This is a genomic window from Ruegeria profundi, assembly GCF_049800715.1.
Taxonomy (GTDB): Bacteria; Pseudomonadota; Alphaproteobacteria; order Rhodobacterales; family Rhodobacteraceae; genus Ruegeria; species Ruegeria profundi_A.
The window spans coordinates 37369-59080 of record NZ_JBNAFO010000007.1; the positions used below are offsets into that span (position 1 = coordinate 37369).

Consider the following 21712-nt stretch of genomic DNA (forward strand, 5'->3'; position numbering starts at 1 on the left):
AGGCTTGGTCATGTCAACAAATTCAAGTCAATGAAGTCGCGGGAAATCGAAGTACGATCAGGAGGTAGGCTTTTTGAATTGCTGGTCAAATAGACGTTTGAATGCGCCGTTTTCTTCCAACAACACATTCAAGGTCCCTTGCTCAACGATTTGACCATCCTGAACGACCATAATGTTGTCCGCTTCCAATACGGTCGACAACCGGTGGGCAATTACGATTGTCGTGACCCCTTCCGTTAACTTGTCCAATGCCTCTTTGACCAGAGTTTCAGATTCTGCGTCGAGCGCACTTGTGGCCTCATCCAGCAGAAGGATTTCTGCTTTGCGCAAAATCGCCCTAGCAATTGCGATCCGCTGCTTCTGACCTCCGGACAAGAAAGCTCCGTTTTCCCCTACCTGAGTGTCATAACCCTTTGGCAACTGAGAGATGAAGTCATGCGCATGCGCAGCGCGCGCAGCTGCAAAAATTTCGTCATCCGTCGCGTCGGGCGCTACGTAGCGCAAATTGTCCATGACGGTGGTTGAGAACAGGAACGTGTCCTGCCCGACATAGGATATCTTACGGCGCAGCGATGCAAAGCTGACCTCGGTCAGATCCTGGCCGTCAATCTCAACGTAGCCATGGTTGGGGTCGTAAAACCGCATGATCAGGCCGAAAATCGTGGATTTTCCTCCTCCGGATTGGCCCACGAGCGCCGTGGTTTTTCCCGCTTCGAAAGTGACATCCATATCTTTGATCACGGGCAATGCCCCTTGATACCCAAAAGTCACATCACGCAAGCGGATTTCGCCAGGGCCTGAAATCATCTCTTTTGGTTCGGCATGCTCCTGCATCGAATCCTGTTCATCCAGAAGCTCAAACATCATGCCAATCGGCACCATGCAGGTCTCGATCGAAACCCGCATTTTCGACAAGCGCTTGGCAGGTTCATAGGCCATCAGCAAGGCCGTGATAAACGACATAAGCTGACCCGCAGTCGGAGGCTCAGCCCCACCGATCCCCAATGTGCTGACTACCAGGATACCAGCAATTGCCAGACCCGCCAGAAACTCCATCAACGGACTTGCGATGGCCTGCAAAGAGGCGATGTCGTTCGAGCGTTTTTCGACGCGTTTGATCGCAGTGTTCATCCGGTCGGTCATTCGGTTTTCAAGGCTGAACACCTTAATGACTTTGATCCCGTTCGATGTTTCTTGCAGGACCTGAATGATCTCGGAGAGGTATTTCAACTCGGCCTGCATAATGCGCCGCACGTTTTTCAACAGATAGCGCACGCTGATCAACGCAACCGGACCAACGACGAAAAACAGCACGGACAGCAGCGGTTGCTGATAGATCATGACGACAATCAGACCCACAAGCGTGAGCGCGTCGCGCACGAAGCTGGTCACGATGATGTTTACCAGGTTCCGGGCGGCACCCGCCCCTGCGGTGACCCTCATCAACAGGTTCGAGGATTCAATCTCGGCAAAATACCCAATGCCGCGCTTTAGAAGCCGATTGTATAACCGCTCCTGCTGGACTGCGATAATTCGGTTCCCCGCGCGCGCCAAAAAAATCGACTGAATATAGGAAGCGAACGCCTTAGCGCCGAACAACCCGACAACAAGAAGCGCGATCCAATGTGCCTGAGACCTCATTTCCGGGGTGGTCATGGCATCAACGATGTTCTCCATCATCCAAGCCGTACCAGCGGTCGTGGCAGCAACGATTACCATCGCACCCATCGCGATGCCGTACATCCATCCTTGCTTGCGCAGGCTTTCCACGACAAGCCTTCCGATATAGCCCGATCGCCATTTTGCCCAGGCCTTGCCGATCATTTCACACTCCAGATCGTCGTTGTAGCCGCCCTTATCGGGCAACCGCACGGTTAAACAGCGGTGTCTTATACCTCTGCCCCTCGGTCGTCGAGGTCGCTTTAGTTAATCAGGACAAGCCCGACTTTCCAGCCCACCCGTGCAGATATCCTTGAAGCAGGGTCAAATGCGCGCACCGGGACCTTCAGTGCCAGACCACATCGCCCAGGAAAATATAGCCTGCGCCATAGATCGTTTTGATCAATCGCGGGTTTTTGGGATCTTCACCCAACTTGGTTCTGAGGCGGGAAATACGCACATCCATTGCACGATCAAAGCTCTCACCAGCCGCGCCGCCCAGCGTTTCCTGCATCTGGGCGCGGCTAATCAGACGTTTGGGACTTTCGAGAAACAGACGCAGCACTTCACCTTCTGCATGGCTAAACGCGGTTTCTGCACCGTTTTGGTCCTCAAGAACATAGCGGTCAAAATGCGCGATCCAACCGTTGAAACTGGCCGTCTTCGAATGCGCCACCTGCCCCTTCGGCGCCCGCAAACGCGCCCGCACGCGCGCAACGACCTCGGCGGGGTCGAAAGGTTTGGTGATGTAGTCGTCGGCGCCAAGCTCTAGCCCGGTGACCCGGTCCTGCACCTGCGCACGTCCGGAAATGATGATGACGGCGGCGCCCTGTTCCAGCGCCAGCCGATGCACCAGCGCCAGACCATCCGTATCTGGCAGGGACAGATCCACCAGACAGACATCGGGCGTCACACGGTTCAACGCGGCCTCGAATTCTCGGGCTCGTGAAAAGCTTTGCGTTCGAAAACCTGCGTCTTGCAGGGTCTCCGTCAGAATATGGCGGATCTCGGGTTCATCATCGAGAATGGTCACCAAAGGTTGAGTCATCAAGCAGCCTCGGTTCGGATCAAAGCCGATAGTTGTTTGGGAGTGAACGGTTTGTGCAAGACCGGCACCCGACCGATCGCGCGCTTCAACACAGGATCAGTCGATGGCAACGACGTCATCAAGATACATGGCAGCCGGGGTTTGAGATGCTCCATCAGGTCCAGCCCGGTTGCCTCCCCTTCCAACCGGATATCGGACAGGACCAGAACAATGTCATCCAGTTCGCTCACCAGCGTCAACGCCTCGTCGACCGAGGTTGCCTCGATGACAGAGAATCCAAAGTCGATCAGCATGTCGCGGAACTGGAGGCGCAAGTCCTGATTGTCTTCGACCAGCAGAACCAATCCTCCGCGCATGGGGGGCGCAGGACGGTAGGGAAGCCGCAATACCACCGACGCACCCGAAGGCGTGTTCTTCAGGCTCAGGTCCCCTCCGGCCAGTTTCACCGTGTCATAGACCATTGGCAAACCAAGGCCAGACCCGTCGCTGCCCTTGGTAGTGAAAAACGGATTGAGTGCCTTCTCCAACGCTTCGAGCGAGAACCCCGGCCCGGTATCAGAGACTGTAATCTCAACCCAAATCGCGCCAATTGCATGGGCGCTGATGGTGATCTGACCGTTGTTGCCGCAAGCATCGCGGGCATTCAGGACCAAATTAAGCAAGGCATCCTGCACCATCCCCGGATCCAGCATCAGGGCCTGATCCGGCAGAGTGTTGACCACCGACAGCCCCACCCCCCGCGGCAAAGAAGGTGAGGCGAGAATGCGCAAATCCTCAAGCAATTGAAGCATATCCGTCGCTTTGGGCTGCGGCGTCCGGTTCCCCGTCATATCCGCGATCCGGTTCAAAAGCTGCCCGCCGCGCTGTGCGGTCTGGCGGGTCGCCGCGATCAACTCATGCGCTTCTTCGGGCAGGTTCATCTTATCCAGCCGCCCCTGCATCCCCAGAATGATGGTCAGCAAGTTGGAAAAATCGTGTGCTAACCCGCTGGTCATCTGCGCGGCCATCTCGCGGCGGCGCGTTTGTTGCAACGCAACGCGGGTTTGGGTTTCCTCGGTGATGTCCACGGACATGATGTAGACGCCTCCTTCCCCATCAGGGGTAAAGGACACGCGAATGCGGCGGGAATCCTGTTCTTCCGTGAACTCGAAAACGGAGGTTTCTCCGCCATAGGCTTTTGACAGATGCGGCTCGACTCGTGAAAAAGCGTGTAGACCAAGGGCGTCGGAAATATGCAGCCCCAGAATATCCGACGGGCGACCCGGTAGCACCGAGCTGAGCCGCCGGTTTGAGTAGTCGTAGCGCCCTTCGACATCGAGATGCGCGATATGGGCGGGCATCATCTCGGTCGTCATGCGCGTGCGGGCTTCGATCTCGGTCAGTTCGCGCTTGGCCTCCTCTAACGCGGCGATGGTGGCAGCAAGCTTGCGGTTGGTGGCCGAAAGTTCCTCGGTATGGCTGAGAAGCTGGTCCGAAAGCTCCTCGGATCGGGCGCGCAGCAGGTTTTCAGCGCGTTTGGTGCCTGTGATATCGGTGTAAACCGCCACCCAACCACCCTGCGGCAGAGGCGATCCCTCAACAGCGACAACCTGCCCGTTTGGGCGGACGCGCTCCATGTAGTGCGGCTCAAACGCCATAGCTTGCTCGACGCGCTGCTGCACCATTTCATCCACATCGCCCTCGGCCCCGTATTCTCCGCGGGTGACGAGGAAGTGAATCGTGTCACGAAACAACGCGCCGGGTTGCACAAGGTCGTCGGGAAGACCGAACATCTCTTGAAAGCGTCGATTGCTTAGAACAAGACGCAGTTTGTTGTCGTAGATCGACAGTGCCTGACCGATCAAATTCAGCCCGGCAGTCGTCATCGCTTTGATGCGTGTCTCGCTAACGGTCAAGATCGCCCTCCCTGCGGCCTATCCGTAGCATCTGATTTAGACTTGGTGTAGAGGCGAACACCCAGACGGTTGATTTGTCTCACAATCGGCAAGCAGTTCCGCGCCAAACAACCGTGGCGTGCAAGCTGCAAGTGTCGCAGCCTCGCAATCCCAGATTTGTAAATCCGGCAACAAAGGCATACAACCATTGCAGATTCAGGCTTTTTTGCATCACATACAGATATGAGCAGCCCAACCATTTCTGCCGAACGCGAAAGCGATGGCACTCGAATCCGCTTTGCAGGCGAAATGCTGACGCAATTGCTTTCTCCGGTCGAGGGGCCTTTTGCAGGCATTCAGCCAGAGGGCGGTCATGTTACGCTGGATCTGTCGGACGTGGAAGCATTGGATACAAGCGGCGCGTGGCTGGTTGCGGATCTTGCCAAGCGGTTCACGAAGGCTGGCGCTAAGTTGGAATTCCGGGGTGTTCAACCGGCCCATGCCGCACTGATCGAGACCGTATCGAAGAACATCCCAGACCATCCCGGAAAACTAGCCCCACCCCGCAATGCCGTGGATTGGGTCGCCAGCGTGGGTCAGAAAACGGTTGGCGCGTGGACGGACACGCTCTCGATCCTGGGGTTCCTAGGTCTAACGCTGCATCGGCTTGGGCGCACATTGGTCATGCCCTGGCGTTTGCGCCGGGCTGCCCTGTTTACGCATATGGAGGAAACCGGGTTCAAGGCCCTGCCCATCGTGGCGTTGATGGGGTTTCTGATCGGCGTTGTTCTGGCCTTTCAGGGGGCCACGCAGCTGAAACAATTTGGGGCCGAGATTTTCGTGGTCGAGCTGATCTCGATCTCGGTACTGCGCGAGCTTGGAATCCTTCTGACCGCTATCATTGTTGCCGGTCGGTCGGGCTCGGCCTTTACTGCATCAATCGGGTCGATGAAGGTGCAGGAGGAAATAGACGCCATGCGCACGCTGGGTCTGGACCCAATCGAGGTGCTGGTGGTGCCGCGTGTCCTGGCCCTGTTGATCATGCTCCCGATCCTAGGCTTTGTCGCCGATCTGGCGGGCCTTTTCGGCGGTGGATTGATGAGCTGGATCGACCTTGGCATCAGCCCCGGCATGTTCGTCACCCGGTTGAACGAAAGTACCGATGTCTGGCAATTGGCGGTTGGGTTGATCAAAGCGCCCTTCTTCGCGCTGGTCATCGGCGTGATCGCCTGCTGGCAGGCCATGCAGGTCAAAGGCTCGGCCCAGAGCGTGGGTCAGCGCACCACGGCCTCGGTCGTGCAGTCGATCTTCATGGTGATCGCCATCGACGCCCTGTTTTCGATCTTCTTCTCTGAGATTGGGATCTGACATGGACGGCACGGTGCAACATCAGACCACTCAGGCAGATGCGCAACGCGAGGCGGTGATCCGCGTGCGCGGGCTGCGCAATCAGTTCGGGCCGCAGGTTGTCCATGACAATCTGGATCTCGATGTCTGGCGGGGTGAGGTCTTGGGCATCGTTGGCGGCTCGGGCACCGGTAAATCGGTACTACTGCGCACGATTGTGGGGCTGAACACGCCAGCGGCAGGCAGCATCGAGGTACTAGGCGTAGATGTCCTGAATGGACCCGAGGAAGATCGCCGCCGTATAGAACGCCACTGGGGCGTGGCGTTTCAGGATGGTGCGCTGTTTTCCTCGCTCACCGTTTTGCAGAACGTCATGGCCCCGCTGCGCGAACATACTGGCCTGAGCGAAAAACTGATGGAATCTCTGGGCGCATTGAAGATCAGCCTAGTGGGTCTGCCACAGCTGAGTTGCGGCAAGTTTCCATCCGAACTTTCGGGCGGGATGCGCAAACGGGCCGCGCTGGCTCGCGCCTTGGCCATGGACCCCGAGATCGTGTTTCTAGATGAGCCCACCGCTGGTTTGGACCCAATCGGTGCCGCCGCCTATGATGAGTTGATCCGAGAGTTGCAGCAGGCATTGGGCCTGACGGTTTTCATGGTCACCCATGATTTGGACAGTCTGTATGCGATTTGCGACCGCATCGCGGTACTTGCAGAAAAACGCGTACTGGTTGAAGGTCCGATAGAAGAGATGACCAAGGTCGACCATCCTTGGGTTCAGGAATACTTCACAGGCCCCCGCGCCCGCGCGGCACAGCAGAAGGGGTAAGGCAGGTAAGGCGATGGAAACCCGAGCGAACTATATTCTAATCGGCGCATTTACCCTTGCAGCACTATTGGGGGTTTTTGGCTTTTTCCTATGGCTCGCCAAGTTCGAGGTGACCCGCCAATACGCCTACTATGACGTGTTGTTCGACAACGTTTCTGGCCTGTCGGCCGCTGGCGGGGTCAGTTTCAACGGCCTTCCTGTGGGTCAGGTGATCTCATTAAATCTGGATGATGACGACCCCTCGAAAGTACGGGTGAGGATTGAGGTCGATGCAGATATCCCCGTCACAGAAGACACGATCGCCCAATTGCAGTCGCTTGGCGTTACCGGCGTTGGCTATGTCGAACTGACAGGAGGATCGACCACCGCCGCCCGTCTGCCGCAAAACAGCGTGATTAAAAGCAAACGCAGTACAATTCAGTCTCTGTTCGAAGGCGCGCCGAAGGTTTTGGATGAAGCCATCACACTGTTGCAAGAGCTGAACTCGGTCGTCGATGAAAAGAACCGCAAGGCCGTCTCAGATATTCTCGAAAACCTCGCTTCCGCCACCGGGCGTCTGGACAAGACGATGTCGGATTTTGAAACCGTTTCCGGCAATATCGGCGATGCGGCCAAGGATATCGGTGAGTTCACCAAACGTCTCGACCCGCTGATCGCTGCGGCTGAAACCACGCTTCAAACCGGAAACGAGACGCTGCAATCGGTCAAAACAGCAGCGGACTCGGCGACAGGCGCGTTGGATGAAGCCAAAACAACCCTGACAACGGCAAACAGCGTCATGGCCGAAGACATCAAGCCCTTTATTCAGCGCGGCTCGGAACTGGCCGAGAACCTGACGCGGTTGTCGAATGAGGCCAGTGTCTCGCTAGGAGTGATCACCGAAACTGTGGCGAATGCCAACACCACGCTGGCGTCAATCACCACCGCGATGGACTCGACCAAGGGCGTATTGGCCTCGGCCGAGCGTGCCTTTGACACAGCAAACCGGGTGATAGACGAAGACGTGGCTCCTGTGGCTGAAGACATCCGCAAAGCAGCCAATCAGGTGACCGAGACCGTCTCGAACATCACCAATAAAATCGACGAGATCTCGGACGATGTCCTCAGCGCCTCGAACTCAGCGAAGGAGCTGCTGGGAACGGTCGACAAGATCGTACAAGACAACAGCCGGCAAGTGTCGAACTTCCTACGCGTTGGCCTGCCTCAATTCGTCCGTTTTGTCGAAGAGGCGCAGCGGCTGGTCATTTCCCTCGACCGCTTGGCTGACAGAATAGAACGCGACCCGGCACGGTTCCTGCTGGGCACCCAAGCATCGGAGTTCCGTCAATGATTAGGACCCTGTTTCTGACCCTGTCTTTGACGTTGCTGGGGGCCTGCGCCGGTCTTGGTACGCTGCGACAGGCCTCAAAACCAAACAACCTTTATCTGCTTACGCCCAAAAGCACGTTTTCTTCTTCGCTGCCGCGGGTCCAAAAGCAGATCGTTGTGCAAGAGCCGACGGCGACGGCCGCTGTCAACACCGACCAGATCGCCATTCAGCCCACTGCGCTTCAAGTGCAATACCTGCCGCAAGCGCGCTGGGTCGATCGCGCGCCGCTGATCGTGCAGGCGCTGATGGTCGAGAGCTTTGAGAACTCAGGCAAGGTTGCTGCGGTGGGTCGATCTACGGTCGGACTGCGCGCGGACTATGTTATTCAACCGGACTTGCGTGAATTTCAGGGTCTTGTCGTATCGGAAACTGAGGATTCCACGTCAGTAAGGGTCGAGGTGCGGATGAACATCAAGATCATCGACGAGTTCGAAGACAAAATCATCGCCTCAAGCTCATTCCGCGAATATGTCGTCTCGGCCAGCGATCAAACCCCTGATCTGGTAGAGGCTTTCGACATCGCGCTCGGCAAAACCATGCGCGATGCCGTGGAGTGGAGCGTGCGTAAAATCCACTCGCACGCGGCCAACAATCCCCGACCGTCTTTGCAATAGACCCTAGAAATGCTGGGCTGACGCGCGGTTCCAATCTTCAGCATATTCGGCGGGGATTTCCGCGGACAGTAGCGCTCCCTCTTCTAGGATCGTGTGCATTTGCGCGTAGGAATGCTCCCGCTCGTCGGCGGTCCGGCGCAAGATGTCACGGGGGTGAAGCTCGGCCACGGTTGATTTACCCATTGCACCCAGCAGTTCGCGAAAGCTCTCCAAGGTGGCATCGTGGTAACGATGTACTCGCTTTCGTTTTTGCGGCACGTTTACCGCCCTTCCCCGGATCGGGTCTTGGGTCGCCACACCGGATGGGCAGCGGTTGGTGTTGCAATGCAGCGCCTGAATACAGCCGACTGCAAACATCATGGCACGCGCGGCGTTGCACATATCAGCACCCAGAGCGAATTTTTCGACCAGATCATAGCCCGTGGCCACTTTGCCTGAACAGATGATGCGGATTTTGTCGCGCAGGCCCACGCCCTTCAGGCAGTTGTTCACGAAGATCAACGCCTCATTCAGCGGCATGCCAAGGCGGTTCGTGAACTCAACCGGAGCGGCTCCCGTGCCCCCTTCGGAGCCGTCAATGGTGATGAAATCGGGCAGGATCCCGGTCTCCAACATTGCCTTGCAGATTGCCATGAATTCGGACGGGTTACCGATGCACAGTTTGAAGCCAACCGGTTTTCCGCCTGACATCTCGCGCAGATGCTGGACGAATTCCAGCAGCTCGGTCGGGCCGTCAAAAGCCGAATGAACCGGCGGGGAAATGACGTCCTGATGCTCCGGCACGCCTCGGATCTCAGCAATCTCTTTGTCGACCTTGGCCGCGGGCAGTACCCCGCCATGCGAAGGTTTAGCCCCCTGAGACAGCTTGATCTCGATCGCTTTGACCACGTCCTTAGTGGCCTTTTCTGCGAACTTGTCTTTGTCAAACCCGCCGTCGGGGGTCCGACACCCGAAATAGCCGGTTCCAATCTGCCAAATAATGTCACCGCCTTCGGCCAAATGATGCGGAGACAACCCGCCCTCGCCCGTGTTATGGGCGAAACCGCCATCTTTTGCCCCACCATTCAAAGCCCGAATGGCGTTGGCGCTCAGCGCACCGAAACTCATGGCCGAGACGTTCAGACGCGACGCGCTATACGGCTTTTCACATTGCGGCCCGCCCAACATGATACGTTCTTCGCTTTCATCCACGTGTTTGGGGGCCAGCGAATGATTGGCGCGGTGATAGCCTACGGTCGTGATATCGTATTGGGTACCAAAGGCCTGCGTATCGACCTGACCTTTGGCGCGGGAGTAAATCAGGCTGCGTACGATCCGGTTGTAGGGACGACCGCTTTCGTTGGTTTCCACGAAATACTGACGGATTTCAGGGCTGACAAACTCCAACATGTACCGGAAATGGCCCAGCACGGGATAGTTGTTTAGCACGTTATGCTTGGTGGTCAGAATGTCGTACATTCCGATCACCGCATAGGGGATCAGAATGATCAGGAGCCAATGCGCCGGGTGCCAGACAAAGCCCAATAGCAGAACGAGAGGCAAACAGACGAAGCTGAGAAAGTAGTAGAGCCTGCGTACAACCATTCCTGATCTCCTTGGGTGGGTCGTGTTGGAGTGCGGCGTAAAATCCATTCAGATCAAAACCGAAAATGCTGAATCAAAGTGAAACAGCTTGGCTTTTGATTGCAAGCCCCCAGACAGTTTGCAATCAAAGGAGACGCGTTTGTGAAATCGCGTTACGGGTTTGATCGATCTGGTGTTTTTGGGGCGTGACGCCTGACAGGTCGGCACAAAGGGCAGGTAGTTTGAACACGCAAATCCCTCAATCAGGCAAACAAGGCCGTGTCATGATGTTTCTGGCCGTCTTTGTCGGCGGTGCATTGGGGTCTGTGGTCCGAGAAGTTTTCTCGATGGAAATCCCGGGCGCGTCGATCCTAACTGCGACATTCGGGATCAACATTTTCGCCTGCTTTGTCCTCGGCTGGCTATATTCCATTCGCCATCGGGTTCACGCGCATGTTTTGCACCTCGGAGCCGTCGGATTTTGTGGTGGCCTGTCCACGTTCTCTTCATTCGTGGCAGAACTTGAACGGTTGGCTGCAAACACGCTTGGCGCGGCAGTGACGGCGGCTGGGTTGGAAATTGCTATTGGCCTGGGTGCCGCCATCGCAGGCGAAGCCCTAGGGCGGCGTTTTCATGCAGGTCGGGGGTCCGCATGACGGATCTGTACTTGCATGCTCTGTTCGGCTTGGGCGGTGGTTTGGGTGCTGTGCTTCGACATTGGGTGGCGTTGCGGGTCACGCATGACTTCCCTCTCTCAACCTTGATAGCGAACGTGCTTGGCAGCCTGTTACTTGGGCTGTGGCTGGGCTATTTGGGTGGCCCTGTCGACATGGGCGAGGAGGAAAAGCGGCTGGTTTTCGGCTTTTGCGGCGGGTTCACCACGTTTTCCAGCTTCGCCTATCAATCGCTCGAGCTGCGACGCAAGCAGACACTGGCTCTGGCCGCAGGCAATATCGTCGTCAGCCTTGTGATGTGTTGGGGGGCGTTGTGGTTGGGTCTCGTCATAACACGCTGAAGTGACGGCTACATTGCGTGCATGTGCATTCGGACCGCAAGGTTGCCCAAGATCCAGACCGTTCCGAGAATGATAATCAACAGAACAAGGGTCGAGAACAGGATCAGATCCAGATCCTCGCGGCTGCTGCGACGACGATCTATGTGCAGGAAATAGACCAGTTGAAAGATCAACTGCGCCAGACCCAACAGACCGATGGTCAAATACACTCCGGTCGTTTCAATGCCGAACACCTGTGCAACGCCAAACATCGCAAGCGTCAAAAGCAGTGAGCCTCCGTAGCCAATGACATAGCGACGACGCTCGCGCCGGTGCATCTCGGAGCGTTTATCCATAGGTCAGACCTCCGAAATAGACGATTGTGATGATGCCGATCCAGATCAGGTCGAGAAAGTGCCAGAACAATGCAAGCCGCACGACGCGTGAGATGACCAGATCGGTCATGCCCATGACGCGCAGTTGAATGCCTAAAACAATCAACCAAACACAGCCTGCCGCTACGTGCAGCCCATGCAACGGCACCAGCCCGTAGAAGGCAGAAAGGAAGCCGCTGCGCTGCGGGATACCACCCTTCTCGACCATTGCCATGAAGTCTCGGATCTCCAGCACAAGGAAGCTGAGGCCCAGGAACAGCGTTACCCCGAACCACAGAATGATCTTTGACCTTGGCAGGTTGTATTTCAAAGCCAGCATGGCCAAGCCGACTGTCAGGCTGCTGGTCAAAAGGATCATGGTTTGCGCGAAGATACTTTTGAGGTCGAACAGCTCGTGCGGGCCGGGACCACCCGCCTGCGCGTCGATCATCGTGATGTAGATCGCGAACATCAGGCCGAAATAGACCAGATCGCTCATCAGGAAGACCCAGAAGCCGAAGGTAACAACTTCGGACGCTTTGTGGGCACTGGCGTGGCGTTCACCGAGGTTGATGCCGGGATAGCTATGGGTCGGGGCGCGTTTCATGTCACCGCCTCCATATCGGGTCGGGCAAGGCCTCGGTTATCCGTCGCCGTCTCGTGGTCGCGATCCACGGGGGTTTCGCTGTGAACCAGTGCAAGCCAGGCCTCGTGTTCCTTGCGGACCTCCTCGGCGGGGATGGTGATTTCGGTGCTGGTGTCGAAGGTCCAGATGATAAAGGCAAGGATCATCGCACCCGTCATCAGCGCTGCCAGCCACCAGATCCACCAGACCAGCGCAAACATCCAGATACCGCTGGTCACGCAAAGGATGAATCCGATCCCGGTATTGCGCGGCATATCGATATCTTCATAGGCGTCGGGGGTGGGATAGGCCGCGCCCCGCTCTTTAGCGGTGGCGAAGTCATCCCGCGCGGTCACCTGTGGGATGATGAAAAAGTTATAGGGCGGTGGCGGTGCTGGGATCGACCATTCCAACGAGCGGCCATCCCAAGGGTCGCCCACAGGAACGCGGGTTTTGTCGCGGTCGCGGATGCTGACCCAGAGCTGGACCAGAACCGATAGCAACGCGGCTGTGATGACCAATGCTCCGACCACCGCGACGATCATATAGGGGTGAAAGCTCGGATCCTCCCAACTGAACGATCGGCGTGGCATGCCCATCAGGCCGACAAAGTAAAGCGGTAGGAAGGTCAGCATGAATCCAACGGTCCAGAGCGCAACCGTCACCCTGCCCCACCCTTCATTTAGGCGAAACCCAAACGCCTTGGGGAACCAGTAGTTAAAGGCCGCGAGCAAGCCAAACAGCACGCCGGGCAGCAGAACATTGTGGAAATGCGCCACGAGAAACAGGGTGTTGTGGACCTGATAGTCAACGGTTGGGTTGGCCAAGATCACTCCGCTAAGGCCGCCAATGACAAACAGCATCAGGAATGCCAGTCCATAGAGCATCGGCACCGAGAACCGGATACGCCCCCGCCAGAGGGTGGCCATCCAGTCATAGACCTTCACGCCGGTAGGGATGGCAATCAACATGGTCGCAATGCCGAACACGGCATTGATCAGCGCGCTTTGGCCCATGGTGAAGAAGTGATGCAGCCAAACTGTGAAGGACAGGACCGCAATCGACATGGTGGCAATCACCAGCGAGGTATAGCCATAGATGCGCTTGGCCGAGAAGGTCGCAAAGACCTCGGAATAGATGCCATATGCTGGCAGGACGAGCAGGTAGACCTCGGGGTGGCCGAACAGCCAGAACAGGTTGGCATAGTTCATCATATTGCCGCCGAGGTCGTTAGTGAAGAAATGAAAATCCAAATACCGATCAGCGGCCAGCAACAAGGCCGCGACCCCGAGCGGCGGCATCGCAAAGACGATGAGAATCGAGCTACAGATGATCGTCCAACAATACATCGGCAGCCGCATGAAGGTCATTCCGGGAGCCCGCAGCTTGTAGATCGTGACGGCAAAGTTGATCCCGGTCAGGGTCGTTCCGATTCCCGAGACAACTATAGCCCAGATCCAATAGTCCGGCCCCACACCCGGGTTAAACGCGGCCCCGGTATAGGGCGGATAAGCGGTCCACCCCCCGGTCGAGAACTCTCCGACCACGAGAGAAACCATCAGCATCATGCCCGCCGAGACCGTCAGCCCCAGGCTGATCTGGTTCATCACAGGAAAGGCGACGTCCCGCGCGCCGATCATCAGTGGAATGACGTAGTTCGCGATGCCAAAGACAAAGGGCACAGCGACAAAGAAAATCATGATCGTGCCGTGCGTACTGAAGAGTTCGGCGAAATGCTCGGCCTCAAGGAAACCGTCGCCGGGCCCCGCGGCCTGCTGGGCGCGCATGACAACGCCTTCCAGCACCCCTCGGGCCAGCATCACGATGGCAAAGACGATATACATGATGCCGATTTTCTTGTGGTCGGCGCTGGTCAGCCAGTCGCGCCACAGCGGCCCCCACAGCCGAAACCAGGACAGCAGAAAGACAACGGCAGCCGCTCCGACTATGACCACGGCAGCGGCGGCATTGGCGACGATCTCATTTGCGTTGGGGTTTTGGATCAGCCCCGCGATTGGAAACTCGTCCCAACTGAGGCGGCCGAAGAAACCGGTCTCTGAAGTCATTGGCCGACCCCCTGCCCGTATGAGGCTGTTCCCGGCTGCTGATCGCGCGGCAAGGCTTGGCCAGAGTGATAGCGGTGCAGAATCGACTGAAACAAATCGCCGTCATCCAAGCGGAAATACAAGGCGTTTTCAGGCATATCTGAGGTTCCGAGAGCCTGTTGCACCTCATCCCGGTCCGAGCGCATGGCGACGGTCCTATACGTCGCCGCATCCAACACGATGCCGTTCTGGCGCACGCCTTCGACCCAAGCGTCAAAGTCTTCCGCCGACAGGGCAAGCGTTTCGAACTTCTGTTTCGTGAAGCCGCGCCCGTTATATTGCGTATTCTCGCCTTGCATCTGTTCGGGTTGATCTGCGACTAAATGCAGCTGAGTGGTCATGCCCGGCATCGCGTAAATCTGCCCGGCCAAGGCAGGGATCATAAAAGACTGCATTACCGTGTCCGTCGTCAGAGTCAGAGCGATTTGCTGTTTGACGGGAATTCCCATCTCACCCACGGTCGCGATCCCGAGATCGGGATAGATAAACAACCACTTCCAATCGAGGCCCACGACCTGAACCTGAACGGCAGGTTCATCCCCAAAGGGAGCCGCATAAGGGTCCAGACGATGGGTCGCTTTCCACAAGTAGACCGACAAAATCGTGACGATCACCACCGGAACGCCCCACATCACCATCTCGAGCCGGGGCGAGAAGTCCCAATCTGGCCTATAAACAGCTGTACCGCCCTTCCGACGGCGATAACGCAGCGCAATAAGCGGAACCAGAACAAGAACAGGCACAACAGCGATCAAAATCAACCACGTTGCCCGCAAAAGATGTGCCTTCTGCACCGCCGCGATCGGCCCCTGAGGGTCCATGAAGCTGTCACTGGCGCCTGCGGTCCGGGCCGACGACACTACCACCACAAGAGCCATCAGCATTGCCGCCGATATGAGGGCCGTTCTGACCTTGGTCATAGGCGACTGTCCTCTTTCGCATCCGTTTCAGTGCAACTATCGACAAAGGCAAGAGATTTCTCAAGGCTTTTGATCGAAGCCTTCAAGCTGGCACCAATGGTGCTCTGGTTTCGGTTGACTTGCAGGCATCGTCGGGACACAGCTTGGCTACGATGCGTATTCTCGTTTTGATTTTTTGCCTTGCCATCCAGCCCTTGGCGGTCAACGCCCAAGATCGCGCCAAGGTTGAGCGTCAGTTTCAAAACTGGTTGCAGGAAACGGTGTGGCCGCAAGCCCGTGCTAAAGGCGTTTCGCGCCAGACCATGACACGAGCGCTGTCCGGCGTGACATTGAAATGGGATCTTCCCGATCTGGTGCCGCCGGGCAGTCCTCCGCAGTCATCAAAGTCACAATCCCAGGCCGAATTCGGAGCACCGGAGCGCTATTTCAAAGCAGGCTCTTTGCAGGGCGCGACTGCTCAGGGGCACAAAATGGCCAAACGGCACGCCGCTGTGCTTACCCGTGTCGAGGCCGAAACCGGCATTCCAGCCCACATTATCCTCGCCATCTGGGGACGTGAAAGCGGCTATGGCCAAGTTGCGATCCCTCACAACGCGTTTCAGGTCCTAGCGACAAAGGGATTCATGAGCACCCGCTCGCAGTATTTCACGGCCGAGTTGCTGGCCGCCTTGCAAATCGCAGAAGCAGGGCATTTGAACGGCCGCGAGATGAAAAGCAGTTGGGCCGGTGCGCTGGGGCAGCCTCAGTTCATGCCTTCAAGCTTCCTGACCTACGCCGTGGACGGAGACGGCGATGCCAGCGCAGATATCTGGCAATCCGAAGAGGACACGATCGCCTCGATCGCCAACTACTTGTCGCAGCATGGCTGGATTTCGGGCCGTGATTGGGGTTTTGAGGTTGTCTTGCCTGATACAGTCAGCTGTGCACTGGAGGGTCCTGATCAGGGTCGCAAGATCGAGGAATGGACCTTGATGGGGATCACGCGCGCTTCGGGCCGTCCATTTCCAGCGCATGAACTGCCTGCCCAAGGGTTCCTAATGATGCCCGCAGGTCGAACCGGGCCGGCGTTTTTGGTGACCGAGAATTTCTATGTCCTGAAGGAATACAACAAGAGCGATCTATACGCTCTGTTCGTGGGTCATGTCGGGGATCGGATTGCATTCGGTGTCGGAGACTTCACGGCGCGCTGGGGTCGCGTTGACCCGCTATACCGATCAGAAATTGCAGCGATGCAAAGAGGGTTGGAACGCCTTGGCCATGATGTCGGCGGTGCAGATGGGCTGCCAGGTTTCAAAACGCGGCGCTCAATCGGGCGCTGGCAGAAAACGCAAGGTCGGGCCGAGACGTGTTTCCCTGACAATGCGCTTGTCTCTGAACTTGGGCAGTAACCGTCCCCAGCCTAAGTCAACAATGTTTATTGTTCTTCACTATCGTTGCTTTTTTAAGGTCAATTGACAGGTTTGCCCAAATTGGCTTGATGCACGGTCTTTCCATTGTCCGGACGTATCGCACAGGCTTGGCGCGGCTGTTTAGAATCAACCCGTTATGGATACATCGCCAAGAACGCGATACTGGAGCGCTTCAACGAAGCGACCTCGCGCCTTGAGATGCCAGCCCAAGAAACCAGAAACTGGCAACATAACTGTCTTTTGACTTGCTGTTCGCGCCATGGCACGATCTGACCGATTTAAGCTCAGGCCCTTCGGGTAATATTGAATGATCTGGCCCCAAAGCCTAAGAGGAACAACCCGATTGGTTTCGACCACGAGGGGCAACTAGATTGAGAGGCACTATGACACGCAAGGTCACCAAGGCGATTTTCCCCGTAGCAGGACTTGGAACACGCTTTTTGCCCGCGACGAAATCCGTCCCGAAAGAGATCATGACGCTGGTTGACCGCCCGCTGGTCCAGTACGCCATCGACGAAGCCCGCGCCGCTGGGATCACAGAATTTATATTTGTCACGTCCCGCGGGAAATCCGCGCTTGAGGACTATTTCGACCATAACCTCGTTCTGGAACAAGAGCTGAAAGCCAAAGGCAAAGACAAGCTGCTGGAGGCGCTCAATGCGACGAATATGGAAAGCGGTGCCATCGCCTATATCCGCCAGCACAAGGCGCTTGGGCTTGGTCACGCGGTCTGGTGCGCGCGCCGCCTGATCGGTGATGAGCCCTTCGCCGTCATGCTGCCCGATGACGTCATCGCCGCCGACAAACCCTGTTTGCAGCAGATGATCGAAGCTTATGAAGAAACCGGCGGCAATATGGTTGCCGCGATGGAGGTTCCGCCCGAACAGACCAGCGCTTACGGGGTGCTGGATGTGGGCGACAATGTGGGCACGGTCGTACGCACGCGCGGCATGGTCGAAAAACCCAAGCCCGCGGATGCGCCCTCAAACCTCGCAGTCATCGGACGCTATGTGCTTGGGCCGTCGGTTCTGTACAATTTGAACCAAAAGAAAAAGGGCAGCGGCGGAGAGATCCAGCTGACCGACGCCATCGCCGAAGATATCCGCAACGGTGTTCCTGTCTTTGGCTACAAATTTGACGGCCAACGCTTCGATTGCGGATCGAAAGCTGGGTTCCTGCAGGCAACGGTCGCATTTGCCTTGGCCCGTGACGATCTGCGCGATGACCTGAGCGCGTATCTGCACGACCTTGTCTCGGCAGAGAAAGCTGCCCAATAAGCGGGCGATAAGACACACAAATGAAAGACGCTGCGCGATCATGACAACCGTATACCCAGTAATTCTGTGCGGGGGGTCTGGAACCCGTTTGTGGCCGCTCTCGCGGAAAAGCTATCCCAAGCAGTTCGTCCCCTTGTTGGGCGAAAACAGCCTGTTGCAGGATTGCGCCCTCAGAATGCGTGGGCCTGAAGCTGCGCCTTACGCCAAACCTGTAGTCCTTACGAATGAGGCGTTTCGGTTCGTCGTGCCGGAGCAATTGACTGAGATCGGCATAGACCCCGGCCCGGTTCTGATCGAACCCGAAGGACGCAACACCGCGCCCGCCGTTCTGGCCGCAGCCTTGTTCCTGAATGAAATCGACCCGGATGCGGTTATATTGGTCGCCCCATCTGACCACGTGGTGCCCGATTCCAACGCATTTCACGACGCCGTCACCGAAGGTTTAAGTGCGATTGCCGAGCGTGGTGATCTGCTGACCTTCGGTATCACCCCGGATCGGCCGGAAACCGGCTATGGCTACCTGAAACTGAGCCAAACGCCCGAAATCCGCGCGGTCTCTCTAGATCGGTTCGTTGAAAAACCCGACCTTGAAACAGCCGAATCCATGCTGGCCGATGGCAGCTATCTGTGGAACTCGGGCATCTTCCTGTTCGCCGTTCGCGACATCATCACCGCGTTCGAGCAGCACGCCCCTGCCCTGATGAGTCCTGTCAAAAACGCTGTCGAAAACGCCAAAAGTGACCTTGGCTTCCTCAGACTGGATGCCGAGGCGTGGTCTCAGGTCGAAGATATCTCGATCGACTATGCCGTGATGGAAAAAGCCAACAACCTGAGCGTTGTGCCCTATGCGGCTGGTTGGTCGGATGTAGGCAGCTGGTCCGCGGTTCAAGAGCTGACCCATCCGGACGCAAATGGCGTCGCAACATCCGGCGAAGTCACGGCGATTGACTGTCAAAACGTGCTGGTCCGCTCGGAATCTCCGGCGCAGGAAGTTGTTGCGCTGGGTTTGCAGGACGTGATTGCCGTTGCCATGCCCGACGCGGTTCTGGTCGCCAGCATGGACAAGGCACAGGACGTCAAAAAGGCCGTGACCGCACTGAAGGCCAAAGGTGCGAAGCAAGCCGAATCCCTGCCCGTGGATCACCGCCCTTGGGGCTGGTTCGAAAGCCTGGTGATCGGGGACCGGTTTCAGGTCAAGCGCATCCACGTCCATCCCGGCGCGGCGCTCAGCCTGCAATCGCATCACCATCGGTCCGAACACTGGATCGTGGTGGAAGGCACCGCCAAGGTCACAATCGACGAGGAAGAGCGTCTGGTTTCCGAAAACCAGTCTGTCTACATTCCTCTGGGTGCGGTCCATCGGATGGAAAACCCTGGCAAAGTGCCCATGGTTCTGATCGAGGTCCAGACAGGCACGTATCTGGGTGAGGATGACATCATCCGCTACGAGGATATCTATTCACGCAGTTAAACTGTTTAATTCAGATTCTTGCACGAGATTCAGGTGAAAAGGTAAACGAGAATACCTCCGGGCGTTCGCTCCGGTCAGATAGATTTCATGCGTCCTACGGCAGGGTGGCGCGCAACGAAATGTCGGACCGACAGCCTAAGGAGGACGCCAATGTCTCAGACCACACCCCGATTGAACCTGCCGTTTTTGCAGCCGTCTCAAGCGCAGAAACATGTCACTCACAACGAGGCCCTGCGCCAGTTGGACCTCGTGGTGCAGCTGAGCGTTGTGTCGACCAGCAGCACAAATCCACCCGTCGCCCCGGAACAGGGTGAGATTCATGGGCTGGGCTCGAACCCGACCGGAGATTGGGACGGTCATGCAGGTGACTTGGCTGCCTGGATTGATACCGCTTGGCACTTCCTGACCCCGCAGACAGGCTGGCGCGCCTGGGATCAGGCCGACGGACACGTGAAACTGTGGGATGGCAGCGGGTGGGTTAACCCTCCGGTTGAGACGTCCAACTTGCCCGGTCTCGGTGTAGCGACAGGCTATGACAACACCAACCGTCTATCCGTTCGCGGCCCCGCAACGCTGCTGAGCCATGACGGCGGAGGCCATCAGCTGAAGATCAACAAGTCCGGCTCTGGCGAAACCGCGACGCTGCTGTTTCAATCCAACTGGACAGGTCACGCCGAGATGGGCCTTTCCGGCAGCACCGGGTTCTCGATCAAAGTGTCACCGGATGGTGGCAGTTGGACAGACGCCCTGCGGCTTGATCCCGCCACGGGTATCGCCAGCGGCGCCGCCGTTCAAAACAGCCCGACGGATACCACAAATGGACGCTTGATGCGGGCCGACTATGGGTACGGACCCGGCAATCTGCTGGGGTCGGTGTCGGAAAACGCGGGCGCTCCGACGGGTGCAGTGATCGAACGCGGCAGCACCGCAAGAGGCGATTATGTCCGTTTCGCCGATGGCACTCAGATCTGCACCGCGACCCTGACCGCCACAGGATGCACCACTAGTGACGGCGCTTTATTTGCCAGCACGACCGAGTCGTGGACTTTCCCGGTCGCTTTTGCAGCAGTCCCATCGATCAGCGGCAGCGGTGGCAGCGCGGGCCGGTTCCTGGGGGCCGACGAACCTTCGACCAGCCAGGTCGTATTCAAGGTACTTTCCACCACATCAGATGCAACAATCCGCGCTCCGTCTCTGACCGCGATTGGGCGTTGGTTCTGAGGTAATTGGCCCGGACCTTGGGGTTAGGGCCTCTATTTCGTGCGAAGATCGCCCTCAGACTGTTCAAGAAACCAGGCGTAGGTTTCGCGAATACCGTCCTCAAGCTCGATCGAAGCCGTCCATCCCATATCCGCCAGACGTGACACATCCATCAACTTGCGCAGGGTCCCGTCGGGTTTTGAGGAATCCTGCGTGATCCGCCCCTTGAAGCCCGTGACCTGCGCCACCAGCGCCGCAAGCTCGGCAATCGAGATGTCAGACCCGCACCCAACGTTGATATGGCTGAGCATCGGCTGCGTGTTCGCCTCATAAACGTCACGCGGCAGGTCCAGAACGAACAGAGACGCCTCGGCCATGTCATCTACGTGCAGGAATTCACGACGGGGTTTGCCGGAGCCCCAGATCACCACCTCGTCCAAACCGTCCCGCTGCGCTTCGTGGAAACGGCGGATCAGGGCGGGCAGCACATGGCTGTTTTCGGGATGGAAATTGTCCCCCGGCCCATAGAGGTTGGTCGGCATGACCGAGCGATAGTCCACTCCGTGCTGCCGGTTATAGCTTTCGCACAGCTTGATCCCAGCGATCTTGGCCACCGCATAGGGTTCGTTGGTGGGTTCAAGAATACCCGTCAATAGAGCGTCTTCACGCATCGGCTGTTGCGCCGCACGCGGGTAGATGCACGAGCTTCCAAGTTGTAGTAGGTGTTTGACACCAGCCTCAAACGCCTGATGGATCACGTTGCACTCAATCATCAGGTTTTTGTAAATAAAATCAGCTGGGTAGGTATTGTTGGCATGAATACCCCCCACCTTGGCCGCAGCCAGGACGACCACATCGGGCTTCTCGGCCTGCATGAAGGCGCGTACCGCAGCTTGATCGGTCAAATCCAGTTCGGAATGCGTGCGGGTGATGAGGCTCAGGGCCTCGCCTGCGGCCTGCCGATCCTGCAATTTGCGCAGTATGGCGCCGCCAACCATGCCACGGTGCCCTGCTACGTAGATTTTGCGCATGGG

Annotated in this window: 19 protein-coding genes; 10 read left to right on the plus strand and 9 right to left on the minus strand. The window is 57.2% G+C overall.

The window, feature by feature from the left end; translation table 11 throughout:
• Positions 1–57: 57 nt before the first annotated feature.
• The 3 genes from ACP15L_RS12705 to ACP15L_RS12715 all read right to left on the minus strand — a co-directional run bounded on the left by ACP15L_RS12705 (position 58) and on the right by ACP15L_RS12715 (position 4572).
• Positions 58–1872, minus strand: coding sequence for an ABC transporter ATP-binding protein (locus tag ACP15L_RS12705; protein WP_425084442.1), 1815 nt, complete (start codon positions 1870–1872; stop codon positions 58–60).
• A 133-nt stretch (positions 1873–2005) separates the two neighbouring features.
• Positions 2006–2707, minus strand: coding sequence for a response regulator transcription factor (locus ACP15L_RS12710; RefSeq protein WP_425084443.1), 702 nt, complete (start codon positions 2705–2707; stop codon positions 2006–2008).
• Positions 2707–4572: a PAS-domain containing protein gene (locus tag ACP15L_RS12715; protein WP_425084580.1), complete on the minus strand. Its 1866-nt coding sequence runs from the start codon at positions 4570–4572 to the stop codon at positions 2707–2709. Before ACP15L_RS12715 ends, ACP15L_RS12710 begins: the two co-directional genes overlap by 1 nt.
• Before the next feature lie 252 nt (positions 4573–4824).
• Between ACP15L_RS12715 and ACP15L_RS12720 the strand changes: the two genes are divergently transcribed.
• Genes ACP15L_RS12720 through ACP15L_RS12735 form a run of 4 tightly spaced genes read left to right on the plus strand, consistent with a single transcriptional unit; the run spans position 4825 to position 8740 of the window.
• Positions 4825–5949, plus strand: coding sequence for an MlaE family lipid ABC transporter permease subunit (locus ACP15L_RS12720; protein ID WP_425084444.1), 1125 nt, complete (start codon positions 4825–4827; stop codon positions 5947–5949).
• Position 5950: 1 nt separating this feature from the next.
• On the plus strand, positions 5951–6757 hold the full coding sequence (locus ACP15L_RS12725) for an ABC transporter ATP-binding protein (protein ID WP_170639677.1): 807 nt from the start codon (positions 5951–5953) through the stop codon (positions 6755–6757).
• 13 nt (positions 6758–6770) lie between these two features.
• On the plus strand, positions 6771–8087 hold the full coding sequence (locus ACP15L_RS12730; RefSeq protein WP_425084445.1) for an MlaD family protein: 1317 nt from the start codon (positions 6771–6773) through the stop codon (positions 8085–8087).
• Positions 8084–8740: an ABC-type transport auxiliary lipoprotein family protein gene (locus ACP15L_RS12735; protein ID WP_170378328.1), complete on the plus strand. Its 657-nt coding sequence runs from the start codon at positions 8084–8086 to the stop codon at positions 8738–8740. The genes ACP15L_RS12730 and ACP15L_RS12735 overlap by 4 nt, the downstream gene beginning before the upstream one ends.
• 3 nt (positions 8741–8743) lie before the next feature.
• On the opposite strand, the gene ACP15L_RS12740 is transcribed toward ACP15L_RS12735, so the two are convergent.
• Positions 8744–10324, minus strand: a complete 1581-nt coding sequence (locus tag ACP15L_RS12740) for an FMN-binding glutamate synthase family protein (protein WP_425084446.1) — start codon at positions 10322–10324, stop codon at positions 8744–8746.
• Positions 10325–10545: 221 nt separating this feature from the next.
• Between ACP15L_RS12740 and ACP15L_RS12745 the strand changes: the two genes are divergently transcribed.
• Entirely contained in the window at positions 10546–10959 is a 414-nt protein-coding gene (locus ACP15L_RS12745; RefSeq protein ID WP_425084447.1) for a fluoride efflux transporter FluC, read from the plus strand.
• Positions 10956–11318 (plus strand): fluoride efflux transporter FluC, encoded by a 363-nt coding sequence (locus ACP15L_RS12750; protein ID WP_425084448.1) that lies wholly within the window; start codon positions 10956–10958, stop codon positions 11316–11318. The genes ACP15L_RS12745 and ACP15L_RS12750 overlap by 4 nt, the downstream gene beginning before the upstream one ends.
• Before the next feature lie 8 nt (positions 11319–11326).
• On the opposite strand, the gene ACP15L_RS12755 is transcribed toward ACP15L_RS12750, so the two are convergent.
• From ACP15L_RS12755 to ACP15L_RS12770, 4 genes are read right to left on the minus strand one after another with little or no spacing between them, the layout of a single operon-like run.
• Positions 11327–11653: a cytochrome o ubiquinol oxidase subunit IV gene (locus ACP15L_RS12755; RefSeq protein WP_419741360.1), complete on the minus strand. Its 327-nt coding sequence runs from the start codon at positions 11651–11653 to the stop codon at positions 11327–11329.
• Positions 11646–12278: a cytochrome c oxidase subunit 3 gene (locus ACP15L_RS12760; RefSeq protein WP_170659089.1), complete on the minus strand. Its 633-nt coding sequence runs from the start codon at positions 12276–12278 to the stop codon at positions 11646–11648. Before ACP15L_RS12760 ends, ACP15L_RS12755 begins: the two co-directional genes overlap by 8 nt.
• On the minus strand, positions 12275–14362 hold the full coding sequence (locus ACP15L_RS12765; RefSeq protein WP_425084449.1) for a cbb3-type cytochrome c oxidase subunit I: 2088 nt from the start codon (positions 14360–14362) through the stop codon (positions 12275–12277). Before ACP15L_RS12765 ends, ACP15L_RS12760 begins: the two co-directional genes overlap by 4 nt.
• A complete protein-coding gene (locus ACP15L_RS12770) occupies positions 14359–15321 on the minus strand; it encodes a cytochrome ubiquinol oxidase subunit II (protein WP_425084450.1) in 963 nt (320 codons plus the stop codon). The genes ACP15L_RS12765 and ACP15L_RS12770 overlap by 4 nt, the downstream gene beginning before the upstream one ends.
• 152 nt (positions 15322–15473) lie before the next feature.
• Here ACP15L_RS12770 and ACP15L_RS12775 point away from each other — a divergent pair, with 152 nt between their 5' ends.
• The 4 genes from ACP15L_RS12775 to ACP15L_RS12790 all read left to right on the plus strand — a co-directional run bounded on the left by ACP15L_RS12775 (position 15474) and on the right by ACP15L_RS12790 (position 20699).
• Complete coding sequence (locus ACP15L_RS12775) at positions 15474–16709, plus strand: lytic murein transglycosylase (RefSeq protein ID WP_425084451.1); 1236 nt, start codon at positions 15474–15476, stop codon at positions 16707–16709.
• A gap of 404 nt (positions 16710–17113) precedes the next feature.
• Positions 17114–18007 carry a UTP--glucose-1-phosphate uridylyltransferase GalU gene (gene galU, locus ACP15L_RS12780; RefSeq protein ID WP_425084452.1) on the plus strand — a complete coding sequence of 298 codons (894 nt, stop codon included), beginning with the start codon at positions 17114–17116 and terminating at the stop codon, positions 18005–18007.
• Between the two features lie 40 nt (positions 18008–18047).
• A complete protein-coding gene (locus ACP15L_RS12785) occupies positions 18048–19478 on the plus strand; it encodes a mannose-1-phosphate guanylyltransferase/mannose-6-phosphate isomerase (RefSeq protein WP_425084453.1) in 1431 nt (476 codons plus the stop codon).
• Between the two features lie 150 nt (positions 19479–19628).
• Complete coding sequence (locus tag ACP15L_RS12790) at positions 19629–20699, plus strand: DUF2793 domain-containing protein (RefSeq protein WP_425084454.1); 1071 nt, start codon at positions 19629–19631, stop codon at positions 20697–20699.
• 32 nt (positions 20700–20731) lie between these two features.
• On the opposite strand, the gene fcl is transcribed toward ACP15L_RS12790, so the two are convergent.
• Positions 20732–21709 carry a GDP-L-fucose synthase gene (gene fcl, locus ACP15L_RS12795; RefSeq protein ID WP_425084455.1) on the minus strand — a complete coding sequence of 326 codons (978 nt, stop codon included), beginning with the start codon at positions 21707–21709 and terminating at the stop codon, positions 20732–20734.
• Positions 21710–21712 lie beyond the last annotated feature (3 nt).